The sequence below is a fragment of the Kitasatospora sp. NPDC001225 genome, assembly GCF_053597855.1.
In genome coordinates, this window is record NZ_JBSFJC010000191.1 from 1 (window position 1) to 11,489 (window position 11,489).

An 11,489-nucleotide genomic window follows, 5' to 3' on the forward strand; every position below is an offset into this window, starting at 1 on the left:
GATCACCGAGGACACCTCGCCGAGCCAGGCACGCCCGGGGGTCTTCTTCGAGGCCGTCAGCCGCTTGGACAGCTCGGCCGACGTGACGAACGGCAACCCGGCCGCGCGGGCGTCCTCACGGACACGGAGCGCGTCATTGAAGACCACCCGCGCACACCCGAACGACCTTGCCAGCGAAGAACGCTGACCGGCACTCGGGTACACGCGGAAAGCATACCGAAGCTGCACGACGTCACCGTAGCGCTTTGGTTCATGCGCACGGGCCCGCCGCCGGCGACGGCGCCGGCGGCGCCCAGGGCGAGCGCCCCGAGCACACCCCGACGGCTGAGCGGACGGCCGGACGGGAGGCCGGACGGGAGGCCGGACGGGAGGCCGGACGGGAGGCCGGACGGGAGGCCGGGCTGGGATCTGGTCACGGGCGTGCTCCTGCGGCGATCGGGTCGGCGGGCGGCGTGCCCGTCCACCGTGCCGCCGGGCCCCGCCCGGGCGCGTCCGCCGGGGGCAGGAGCGGCCGCCACGCCGTACGACCGCGGGCATAGGCCCGCGGCGGCAGCCCGGAGCCGGCCCCCTACCGCGCGGGGGCCGCCTGGGCCGCCAGGAGCGCGTCGAGCAGTCCGGGGAAGCGGCTGTCGAGGTCGGCGCGGCGCAGGCTGACGAAGCGGTTGCGCCCGGCGACGCGGGTGGTGGTGACGCCGGCCTCGCGCAGCACCCGCATGTGGTGGGAGACGGTCGACTTGTGGAGGTGGTCCAGGCCCAGGTCGCGCGGGCCGCAGGAGTGCTCGGCGTCGTCGGCGTAGCTGAGCAGCAGGGTCATGCGCACGGGGTCGCCCAGGGCGTGCAGGACGGTGACGAGGTCGATGTCGGCGGTGGCGGGCTGGGGAAGCCGCTCGTCGTCGGTCATGGCGCACGCTCCTCGGGCCGCCGGGGGGACACAGATGGTTTGACAATCATCCACCAATCCCCGAGTGTTTGACGAGCGTCCAACTGTTGCATGCTTATCAAACAATCCGTTCCTGTGTCCCGGGGGGCCCTCCCGTGCCCGTTCGTCTGCTCCTGCTCGCCCTCGGCACCTTCGCCATGGGCACCGACTCGATGGTCTTCGCCGGCATCCTCGGCCCGATCTCCGCCGACCTGGGGGTGTCGGTGCCGGCCGCCGGCCAGCTGGTCACCGTCTTCGCCCTCGGCTACGCGCTGCTGGCCCCGGTGCTGGCCACGCTCACCGCCCGCTGGCCGCGCCGGCGCCTGCTGCTGACCGCGCTCGTCGTGTTCAGCGCGGCCAACGCGCTCAGCGCGCTCGCCCCCACCTACGAACTGCTGCTGGCCACCCGGGTGCTGGCGGCGGCCGGCGCCGCCCTCTACACGCCGACCGCCAACGCGGTGGCCACCACGCTGGTCGCCCCCGAGCGGCGCGGCCGGGCGCTGGCCACCGTGCTCGGCGGCATGACGGTGGCCACCGCCCTCGGGGTGCCGCTGGGCACCTGGATCGGGCGCGCCGACTGGCGGATGACGATGTGGCTGGTCACCGCCCTGGGCGTGGCCGCCTTCGCCGGCCTGGCGGCGCTGCTGCGCGACCTACCCGCCCCCGCCGCCGCCCCCACCCTCGCGGCGCGCCTGGCGCCGCTGGGCCGGCGCCGGGTGCTGGGCGCCGCCGCCACCACGCTGGTGTTCTTCCTCGCCTTCCAGAGCGTCTACATCTACCTGTCCACCGCGGTGTCCGGCGCCACCGGCGGCGACGCCGACCGGCTGAGCCTGGTCCTGCTGACCAGCGGCGTGATGTCGGTGGCCGGCAGCTGGCTGGGCGGGCGCCTGGTGGACCGCCTCGGGGTGCGGCGGGTGCTGCTGACCGGCTCGGCGGTGGCCGCGGCCGCGTTCACCGCGCTGCCCTGGCTGGGGCTCACCATGCCGGGGGCGCTGGCCTACGCGGTGGTGGTGCCGCTGGCCGGGTGGGCGGTGTCGGTGGCGCTGCCGCACCGGCTGGCGTCGATCGACCCGGCCAACGCGCCGCTGCTGATCTCGCTGAACAGCAGCGCCCTGTACCTGGGGACGGCGGTCGGCGGCGTGGCCGGCTCGGCGGCGATCGCGGTGCTGGGCGGGCGCTGGTTCCCGTTCGCGGCGGCGGCGCTGGCGCTGGCCGCGTGCGCGGTCGCGGCGGCGACCACCCGCGACGAGCGGGCCGCCCGCGCGTCGGCCCCGGCCCCGCGGCAGGAGCCGTCCCGCGCCTGAGGGACGACCTGCGCCCGGGCAGAGGCCCGTGCCCCGGTCCGGCAGGCCGCCGGACCGGGGCACGGGCGTACCGGGTTCAGCCCCGCAGGACCTCGCCGACCAGGGCGCGGGCCTCGTCCTGCACCCGGGCGAGGTGCTCGTCGCCGTGGAAGGACTCGGCGTAGATCTTGTACACGTCCTCGGTGCCCGAGGGCCGGGCCGCGAACCAGGCGTTCTCCGTACAGACCTTGATGCCGCCGATCAGGGCGCCGTTGCCGGGGGCCTTGGCGAGGACGGCGGTGATCTTCTCCCCGGCGATCTCGCCGGCGCCGACCCGCTCCGGGGACAGCCGGGCCAGGCGGGCCTTCTGCTCGCGGTCGGCGGGGGCGTCCACCCGGGCGTAGGAGGGGGCGCCGTGGCGCTCGGTCAGGTCGCGGTAGCGGGCGCTGGGGGTCTCGCCGGTGACGGCGGTGATCTCGGCGGCCAGCAGGGCGAGCAGGATGCCGTCCTTGTCGGTGGTCCACACCCCGCCGTCGCGGCGCAGGAAGGAGGCGCCGGCGCTCTCCTCGCCGCCGAAGCCGATCGAGCCCTCCAGCAGGCCGTCGACGAACCACTTGAAGCCGACCGGGACCTCCACCAAGGCGCGGCCGAGGTCGGCGGCGACGCGGTCGAGCATCGAGGAGGAGACCAGGGTCTTGCCGACGCCCGCGTCGCCGGGCCAGTCGGCGCGGTGGCGGTAGAGGTAGTCGACGGCCACCGCCAGGTAGTGGTTGGGGTTCATCAGGCCGCCGTCGGGGGTGACGATGCCGTGCCGGTCGGCGTCGGCGTCGTTGCCGGTGGCGATGGCGTACTCGTCCTTGCGGCCGATGAGGGAGGCCATCGCGGCCGGGGAGGAGCAGTCCATGCGGATCTTCCCGTCCCAGTCCAGCGTCATGAACCGCCAGGTCGGGTCGGTCCGCGGGTTGACGACGGTCAGGTCCAGGCGGTGGGTCTCGGCGATGCGCGCCCAGTAGGCCACCGACGCGCCGCCCAGCGGGTCGGCGCCGATGCGCAGGCCCGCCTCCCGCACCGCGTCCAGGTCCAGGACGGAGGGCAGGTCCTCGACATAGGCGGTGAGGTAGTCGTGGCGCCCGGTGGTGGCGGCGGCCAGCGCCCGCGCGTAGGGGACCTTCCGGACGCCGCGCATGCCCTCGCGGATCAGCTCGTTGGCGCGGTCCTGGATCCGGTTGGTGGCCTGCGAGCCGGCCGGCCCGCCGCTGGGCGGGTTGTACTTGAAGCCGCCGTCGCGCGGCGGGTTGTGCGAGGGGGTGACCACGATGCCGTCGGCGAGCGCGCGCGGGCTGCGCCGGTTGTGGGCGAGGATCGCGTGCGAGACCGCCGGGGTGGGGGTGTAGCCGTCGGCGGCGTCGATCAGCACGTGCACGCCGTTGGCGGCCAGCACCTCCAGGGCGGTGGCCTTGGCCGGCTCGGAGAGGGCGTGGGTGTCCGCGCCCAGGAACACCGGTCCCGCGACGCCCTGTTCGGCCCGGTACTCGCAGATCGCCTGCGTGGTCGCGGCGATGTGGTCCTCGTTGAAGGCCCCGTCCAGCGACGAGCCCCGGTGCCCCGAGGTCCCGAACGCCACCCGCTGCCCGGGCTCCTGCGGATCCGGGTTCAGCGCGTAGTACGCCGTCACCAGCCGCGCCACGTCCACCAGGTCACCGGGCTGCGCCGGCTGCCCGGCCCGTGCGTGTGCCATCCGTCTTCTCCCGCCGAAAGTCGGTACTCGCGATACGTCCTCGCCCCGTGTTCACCGATCGTAGCCAGAACGCGACCGTGCCCCGAACCGCGCGAACGGCCCGGGGCACCACGGACGGACGGGGACGGCCGGGGGCGCAGGGCCTCAGCCGGGCAGCCGCTGGCGGTGGGCCGCCAGCTCCGGGGCGGTGGTGGTGGCGAGGAACTCCGTCACCCGGTACCGCGTCAACCCGGCCCGCACGAACGGGTCGGTGGCCACCAGCGCCTCGATCCCGGCCCGGTCCCCGCCCACCGCGAGGATCACCCCGCCGTCGCGCGGCACCTTGCGCCCCGAGGCGAGGAAGGTGCCCGCCGCGTAGTGCTCCTCGAGCCACGCGATGTGCCGCGGCAGCGCCTCCTCGATCGACTCCAGGGCGGCGGTGTACGTCAACTCCAGTACGAACATGGCGCCCAGGCTAGCGTCCGCCACCGCGCCCGGAGGGTGCCGACCCCCATCCTGCCAGCTCAGGGCAACGCTCCGGTAGGACGCAGCACACCCTTCTTCCGCCTTGCCGCGCCCCGCCCCGCGCCCGCAGACTCGTGCGCATCCCACCGCGAACCCCGCGCCCACCGCCCTGCCCAGGGCGGCCGGCGCGCACGGCGTGCTGCCCGCACGCGGCGGGAGGCAGCTCACGAACGGCGAAGGGGGACACGCGACATGAACGAGGACCTGGTGCTGAGGGCACGGGTACGGCTGCTGCTGAACGACGACTGGATCCTGTCCGGCGAGGACGCGCTGTGGGTCTACCGCACGCTGTTCGCGGTCAACCCGCGGGTCCACGCCCACCGGCTCGTCCACGCCCTGCTGGACGCGGTCCGCTCCCCGCTGGTGGCCGACCTGCCCCGGGCCCGGCTGGCCCTGCTGGAGGAGGCCGCGACGGCCACCGCCTGGATGGACAACGACCGGGACCCGTACCGGCCGATGCTCGTCAACTCCGTGCTCCACCGCCTCACCGCCCTGCGCGAACAGCTGGACGGTGCGGGGCAGTAGGTGATCACCCGATGGTTGCGGTACAACAATCCCTATTTGACGACTGATCGGAGAAATTCTGATATGAGCAGGTCAGGACTGTCACGCCGCGCCCTCCTCGCCTCGGCCGGCGCCGGCGCCGTCAGCGCCGTCATCGGCTGGAACACCGCCACCGAAGCCTGGGCCACCGAAGCCGACACCGGCGCCGGGACCGGGACCGGGACGGCCACGGGCGCCGACATCGCCCGACTGCCCGCCCTGGACGGCACGGTGACCCTCCAGGGCGCCGGCCTGGAACGCTTCGCCACCGACTTCGGCCACCTCGTCACCGCCACCCCCCGGGCCGTCCTGCGCCCCGGCTCGGTACGCGACGTGCAGCAGCTGGTCGCCTTCGCCCGCCGCCACCGCATCCCGGTGGCCGTCAACGGCCAGAGCGGCGACCTCGCCCAGCTCGGCGAGGCCGGCCTGGAGTCGCACTCCAGCTACGGCCAGGCCAACCCCCGCGGCGGCGTCGCCATCGACGCCCGCGGCCTGTCCAAGGTCCTGTCCGTACGCCCCGGGCGCGCCGTCGTCGAGGCCGGGGCCACCTGGGCGCAGGTCACCGAGGCCGGCCTGGCCGCGGGCTGGGTGCCGCCGGTACTCACCGACTACCTGCACCTGACCGTGGGCGGCACGCTGAGCGTCGGCGGCATCGGCGGCGGCGTCCAGCGCCACGGCATGCAGGTCGACAACGTGCTGGAACTGGACGTCGTCACCGGCACCGGCGAACTGGTCACCGCCTCCCCCACCCGCAACCGGGAACTGTTCGAGGCCGTGCTGGCCGGCGGCGGCCAGGTCGCCGTCATCGTGCGCGCCACCCTCGCCCTGGTGAAGGTCCGCGAACGCGCCCACGTCTTCTCGCTGTACTACGACGACCTGGACGCCTACCTCGCCGACCAGCAGAAGGTCATGGCCGAGCGCCGCTTCGACCTCCAGGTCGGCGACGTGGTGCGCAGCGAGGACGGTGCGCGCTGGCGGTACAAGGCGGAGCTGGTGGCGTTCGCGGACGCCGGGGGCGCGGTGGACCGGGCGGCGCTGCTGGCGGGGCTGCGCCCGGTGTCGAGCGAGGTGGTGGAGCAGAGCTGGCGGGAGTACGCGTTCCGGGTGGACGGCTTCGCCGGGTACCTGCGCGCGTCGGGGCTGTGGGCGCTGCCCAAGCCGTGGCTGAGCGTGTTCCTGCCGGCGTCCGCGGCGCGGGCGTTCATGGCGCGGGCCGCGGAGGTGCTGACCGCCGCCGACCTGGGGGCGGGGCTGCTGCTGTTCTACCCGTACCAGCGCTCGAAGGTGCGGGCGCCGCTGGCGGTGCTGCCCGGGCAGGAGGTGGGCTGGCACTTCGACCTGCTGGCGTTCCCGGGGCCGGGCTCGGACACGGCGGCGATGCTGGAGCGCAACCGGCGGCTGTACGACCTGGCGGTGGAGCTGGGCGGCAAGCGGTACCTGATCGGGGCGGTGCCGGGGATGACGGGGGCGGACTGGCGGCGCCACTACGGGGGGCTGTGGGAGACGGTGGCGCGGGCCAAACGCCGCTGGGACCCGGCGGGGATCCTGACGCCGGGGCAGGGCATCCACGCGTCCTGACCGCTCCCCCGGTCCCGGGGCCGCCCGTGTCCGGCGCGGTGTCGGCGGGCGGCCCCGGGACCGGGGTGTCAGGCGATCTCCATCTGGGCCATCATGCCCATCGCGGAGTGGTCCAGCAGGTGGCAGTGGTAGGGGTAGCGGCCGCGGTAGGAGTCGAAGGTGGCGTGCAGGCGCACGCTCTCGCCGGGCATCAGGCGCACGGTGTCCTTGAGGCCGCCCTCCTCGGGGCCGGGGGGTGCGCCGTTGCGCTGCAGGACGCGGAACTGCACCAGGTGCAGGTGGAAGTTGTGCGGGATGTCGGTGTTGGCGTTGTGGACCGTCCAGATCTCCGAGGTGCCGAAGGCGACGGCGGCGTCGACGCGGGCGGGGTCGTACTGCCGGCCGTCGATCAGGCCGAGCGGGGCCACGCCGGCGCCGCCCTCCTCGACCTTCAGCACGATGGTGCGCTCGCGGGCCACCGGGCCCAGCGGGGGCAGGGTGCGCAGCCGGTCGGGGACGCTGGAGGGGTCGGGGGCGGGGCGGCCGACGTCGAAGCGCAGGACCTGGCCGATGTGTTCGGCGGGGCCGGGCGGCATGGAGTTGGTGAGCACGACGCTGGTGCCGGGGCGGTAGCGGGAGAAGTCGATGACGACGTCGGCGCGCTCGCCGGGTGACAGGTCGACGGTGTCGGTGGTGTGGGGGCGTTCCAGCAGGCCGCCGTCGGAGCCGATCTGGGTGATGGGGCCGCCGTCGGCCAGGCGCAGGGAGAAGAAGCGCAGGTTGGAGGAGTTGAGCAGGCGGATGCGGTAGCGGCGGGCGGCGACGTCGACCTTGGGCCAGGGGCGGCCGTTGGCGAGGACGGTGGCGCGGCCCTCGGCGTCGTCCATTCGGTAGACGAGGTTGCCGGCGGTGTCGAAGCGGGCGTCGCGCAGGGCGATGGGCAGGTCGTAGCGGCCGGCGGGCAGCGGCAGGGAGGCCTCGGTGGCGTCGGTGAGCAGGTAGGTGCCGGCCAGGCCGCGGTAGACGTGCTCGGACTCCAGGTGGTGGGCGTGGTCGTGGAACCACAGGCTCGCGTGGGGCTGGTCGTTGGGGTAGGTGTAGGTGCGGGTGGCGCCGGCGCCCAGCAGGTTCATCGGGCCGCCGTCGCTGTCGACGGGGACGGCGGAGCCGTGCAGGTGGACGGAGACCGGGTCGTCGAGCAGGTTGGTCTGGCGTACGACCACCGGGCGCCCGGAGCGGGCGCGGATGACGGGGCCGGGGAAGGCGCCGTTGTAGGTGAGGACCTCGGTGCGGCGGCCGGGCAGGACGCGGGCGTAGGAGCGCAGCATGGTCACCGCGTAGGTGTCGGCGCCGCCGTCGGTGGAGACGGGGCTGAGCACCGGGGGCAGCGGCAGGGCGGTGGTGAACTTCTCCGCGAGCGCGGGGCCGGCGTCGGGGCCGGGGTCGGGGGCGGCGGCGCCGGCCGGGTGGGCGTGGCCGGCGTCCTTGGCGGCGGCGGTGGTGGCGGCGGAGGGGGCCGGGCGCAGCGTGGTGCGCACGAGCAGGACTCCTCCCCCGGTCGCCAGGGCGGCGCCGATCATCCTGCGTCTGGTCACCATCGCGTCGTTCCTCCCGCGTGAGCTCCCCCGGCCTCGCCCGGGTGGGGTGGGGTGGCCTTGTCCGGGGGTGATTGCAGCAGCGGCGGCTCGGGTCCCGGTGGGGTCCGGCTGGGGCCGTACGGGGTGGTGCGGGGGGTGGTGCGGGAGTGCCTGCGGCGGGGGCCGGGGCGGTGCGGGTGGGGCCAGCGGGCGGTGCGGTGGGTGAGCTGCGGGTGTTGCGGGCGCCTTGCGGGCGGTGGCCACGGTGGCTGCGGACGCGGTCGAGGAACGCTCAAGGACTCGGACGCGGTGAACGCTCGTACTCGCCAGGGGCCCGGCGTGCTGCTCACCCGCGCGTCGGCCCCCCGTTGTCGAAGGACTTGAGGGGAAGGGCCTGAGCGTGGACCTGCGGTACTGGCTGCCGAAGGCGGCCGAGGTGGCCGAGCGGTGGGGCGAGCGGTTCGGGCCGCTGGAGCCGCACCCCTCGCACCTGGTGGACGAGGCGGCGTTCGCGGCCGCCTTCGAGCGCTTCGCCGAGCGCCTGGAGCACAACTACCCGTTCTTCCATCCGCGCTACGCCGGGCAGATGGTCAAGCCGCCGCACCCGGCGGCGGTGGTGGGCTACCTGACGGCGATGCGCTTCAACCCCAACAACCACGCCTACGAGGGCGGGCCGGCCACCAACGACATGGAACGCGAGTGCGTCGCGCAGCTCGCCGCCATGTTCGGGCTGCCCGCGCACGTGGGCCACCTGACCAGCAGCGGCACCATCGCCAACCTGGAGGCGCTGTACGTGGCGCGCCAGAGCCACCCGGGCCTGGGGGTGGCGTACAGCCGCGAGGCCCACTACACCCACAGCCGGATGTGCCACGTGCTGGGCGTGCGGGGGCACGCGGTGGCGGCGGACGCCGAGGGCCGGATGGACACCGGGGCGCTGGAGGAGCTGCTGCGCACCGGGCGGGTCGGCACGGTGGTGGTCACCTGCGGCACCACCGGGGCGGGCGCCGTCGACCCGGTGCACGAGATCCTGCCGCTGGCCCGCCGCTACGGGGCGCGGGTACACGTGGACGCCGCCTACGGCGGGTTCTTCGCGCTGCTGGCCTCCGACGACGCGCTGGCCGCCTCCCTCGACGTGGACACGGCGCCGTGGCGGGCGATCGCCGGCTGCGACTCGGTGACCGTCGACCCGCACAAGCACGGCCTGCAGCCGTACGGCTGCGGGGCGGTGCTGTTCGCCGACCCGGACATCGGGCGGCACTTCGCCCACGACTCCCCGTACACCTACTTCACCGACGCCGAGCTGCACCTGGGCGAGATCAGCCTGGAGTGCTCGCGCGCCGGGGCCTCGGCCGCCGCCCTGTGGCTGACCCTGCAGCTGCTGCCGCTCACCGCGCGGGGGCTGGGCGCGGGGCTGGCCGCGAGCCGGCGCGCCGCCCTCGCCTGGGCGCGGCGGATCGAGGACAGCGCGGAGCTGACGCTCTACCAGCGGCCGCAGCTGGACATCGTCACCTACTTCCCCACCCCGGCCGGGCCGCCCGCGCTGTCGGCGGTCGACGCCGCGAGCGAGCGGGTCCTGCGCCAGGGCATGGCCGACGAGCACGACCCCGTCTACCTGAGCGTGCTGCGCGTGGACGCCGCCGACTTCACCCGCCGCCACCCGGGCGTGCGCGCGGACGCGGACGGGGCGCGGGTGCTGCGCAGCGTGCTGATCAAGCCGGAGGCGGAGGGGTGGGTGGCGCCGCTGCACGCGCGGGTGGCGGCGCTGGCCGCCTCGGCTACCGCTTCCCCTGTTTCCACCGTTCCGTCCGCTCCCTCTGCTCCGTCCGCTCCCTCTGTTCCGTCCAGTCCTTCGGCTCCTTCCCCTTCGTCCGCCCCCTCGTTCGAGGAGAGTGCCCGTTGACCACCGCCACCGCCCTGCCCGCCGCCGCGGGCACCGCCTTACCGCCCCCCGGGCCCGCCGACAGCGCCGTACGGCCGGTCGTGCGCCCCGCCCGCCCGGGCGAGGAGGACGCCCTGGCCCGCGCGCTCGCCGACGCCTTCGCCGACGACGCGCTGATGCTCTGGGCCTTCCCCGACCCCGACCACCGCGCCCGCGTCCTGCCCGCCTTCTTCCGCGTCCACGTCGAGCAGTGCCTGGCCCACGGGGGCGCGCTGGCCGTCCACCGGGCCACCGGCGACGGCGCCACGGACGACGGCGCCACGGACGACGAACCGCTGGGGGCGCTGCTGTTCCTGCCGCCCGGCCGCTGGGAGGCCCCGGGCCCGCGCGACGGCGCCGCCACCGCCGCCCTGGCCGAGGCGATCGACGCCGCCGGCCACGGCGAACCGGCCCGCCGCCTGGCCGCCATCACCCGCCTGCAGACCCTGCGCCACCCGCGCCACCGCTCCCACCACTACCTCGCCTTCGTCGGGGTGCGCCCCGGCGCCCGCGGCACCCGCGCCGGCCGGGCCCTGCTGCACGCCTTCCTCACCGAGGTCGACACCGCCGGCCAGGCCGCCTACGCCGAGACCAGCTCCCCGTCCGGCGCCCGCCTGCTCGCCCGCGGCGGCTTCGCCCGCTTCGGCGAGGCCCTCGCCCTGCCCGGCGGCGGACCCCGCCTGGCCCCGGTCTGGCGGGGGCCCCGATGACCGCCCCCGCCGCCGTCGCCCCCACCGCTCCCGCCGCCGTCACCGGGGCGCTGCGCGTGTACAGCGCCGAGCACATCGACGCCGGCCGCGCCGCCGCGAGCCCCGAGGCCGCCGAGACCCTCGCCTGGGCCCGCGCCTTCCTCACCACCGCCCACCCCGACCTCGGCCGCAGCGGCCCGGTCTGCCCCTACACCCAGCCCTCGCTGCGCCGCGGCCTGTTCCACATCGCCGTCGCCGACACCTCCCCCGGCGCCTCCCCCGGCGGGGACCTGCCCGCGCTGGTGGCCGAACTGCGCGCCCACTACGACGCGTTGCTCGCCGACCTGGCGGAGGAGTCCGACCGCGAGCTGCTGACCGTCCTGCTGGTGCTGCCCCAGCTGGACCGCGAGGACTCCACCGTGCTGGACGAGCTCCAGCGCAAGGCCAAGGACGAGTTCGTCGAACAGGGCCTGATGATCGGCCAGTTCCACCCGGTCTGCGAGGAACCCGGCCTGTGGAACCACTCCTTCCGGCCGCTGCGCGCCCCCGTCCCGCTGCTCGCGGTGCGCAAACTGCTGGTCTTCGACCTGCCGTTCCTCACCGGCGACGAGACCCACCTGAACCACTACCTGGCCCGCTTCGCCCCCGAGGTCCCCGCCCGCATCCGCGCCCAGCTGGTCACCAGCGTCCGCACCCGCCGGCAGGGCACCGCCGCCTGACCCCCTCCCCCCTGCGCGCGCGGAGCCCGGCCGGCGCCCGGC

Annotated in this window: 11 protein-coding genes; 6 read left to right on the forward strand and 5 right to left on the reverse strand. The window is 75.5% G+C overall.

Annotated elements, in window-relative coordinates:
- Positions 1–228 (reverse strand): helix-turn-helix domain-containing protein (locus ACWDCZ_RS36225; RefSeq protein ID WP_449818105.1); only part of this gene is annotated, 228 nt, incomplete at its 3' end.
- Positions 229–568: 340 nt separating this feature from the next.
- The gene (locus tag ACWDCZ_RS36230; RefSeq protein WP_049661305.1) at positions 569–901 is read right to left on the reverse strand and encodes an ArsR/SmtB family transcription factor; all 333 of its coding nucleotides are present in this window, start codon (positions 899–901) and stop codon (positions 569–571) included.
- 134 nt (positions 902–1,035) lie between these two features.
- On the opposite strand from ACWDCZ_RS36230, the gene ACWDCZ_RS36235 reads away from it, so the two are divergent.
- Positions 1,036–2,223: an MFS transporter gene (locus ACWDCZ_RS36235; protein ID WP_117485378.1), complete on the forward strand. Its 1,188-nt coding sequence runs from the start codon at positions 1,036–1,038 to the stop codon at positions 2,221–2,223.
- Positions 2,224–2,299: 76 nt separating this feature from the next.
- Here the strand turns inward: ACWDCZ_RS36235 and pgm are convergent, their stop codons facing one another.
- Positions 2,300–3,940 carry a phosphoglucomutase (alpha-D-glucose-1,6-bisphosphate-dependent) gene (gene pgm, locus ACWDCZ_RS36240; RefSeq protein ID WP_049656775.1) on the reverse strand — a complete coding sequence of 547 codons (1,641 nt, stop codon included), beginning with the start codon at positions 3,938–3,940 and terminating at the stop codon, positions 2,300–2,302.
- A 144-nt stretch (positions 3,941–4,084) separates the two neighbouring features.
- Positions 4,085–4,384 (reverse strand): YciI family protein, encoded by a 300-nt coding sequence (locus ACWDCZ_RS36245; RefSeq protein WP_449818106.1) that lies wholly within the window; start codon positions 4,382–4,384, stop codon positions 4,085–4,087.
- A gap of 252 nt (positions 4,385–4,636) precedes the next feature.
- Here ACWDCZ_RS36245 and ACWDCZ_RS36250 point away from each other — a divergent pair, with 252 nt between their 5' ends.
- On the forward strand, positions 4,637–4,969 hold the full coding sequence (locus ACWDCZ_RS36250; protein ID WP_449818107.1) for a hypothetical protein: 333 nt from the start codon (positions 4,637–4,639) through the stop codon (positions 4,967–4,969).
- A 63-nt stretch (positions 4,970–5,032) separates the two neighbouring features.
- Positions 5,033–6,565 (forward strand): FAD-binding protein, encoded by a 1,533-nt coding sequence (locus ACWDCZ_RS36255; protein ID WP_449818108.1) that lies wholly within the window; start codon positions 5,033–5,035, stop codon positions 6,563–6,565.
- A 68-nt stretch (positions 6,566–6,633) separates the two neighbouring features.
- Here ACWDCZ_RS36255 and ACWDCZ_RS36260 read toward each other — a convergent pair whose 3' ends face one another.
- Positions 6,634–8,142 (reverse strand): multicopper oxidase family protein, encoded by a 1,509-nt coding sequence (locus ACWDCZ_RS36260; RefSeq protein WP_449818109.1) that lies wholly within the window; start codon positions 8,140–8,142, stop codon positions 6,634–6,636.
- Positions 8,143–8,521: 379 nt separating this feature from the next.
- Here ACWDCZ_RS36260 and ACWDCZ_RS36265 point away from each other — a divergent pair, with 379 nt between their 5' ends.
- Genes ACWDCZ_RS36265 through ACWDCZ_RS36275 form a run of 3 tightly spaced genes read left to right on the forward strand, consistent with a single transcriptional unit; the run spans position 8,522 to position 11,447 of the window.
- Positions 8,522–10,021 (forward strand): pyridoxal phosphate-dependent decarboxylase family protein, encoded by a 1,500-nt coding sequence (locus ACWDCZ_RS36265; protein WP_449818110.1) that lies wholly within the window; start codon positions 8,522–8,524, stop codon positions 10,019–10,021.
- Complete coding sequence (locus ACWDCZ_RS36270; protein WP_449818111.1) at positions 10,018–10,749, forward strand: hypothetical protein; 732 nt, start codon at positions 10,018–10,020, stop codon at positions 10,747–10,749. The genes ACWDCZ_RS36265 and ACWDCZ_RS36270 overlap by 4 nt, the downstream gene beginning before the upstream one ends.
- On the forward strand, positions 10,746–11,447 hold the full coding sequence (locus tag ACWDCZ_RS36275) for a DUF6875 domain-containing protein (RefSeq protein WP_449818112.1): 702 nt from the start codon (positions 10,746–10,748) through the stop codon (positions 11,445–11,447). The genes ACWDCZ_RS36270 and ACWDCZ_RS36275 overlap by 4 nt, the downstream gene beginning before the upstream one ends.
- Positions 11,448–11,489: the final 42 nt, after the last annotated feature.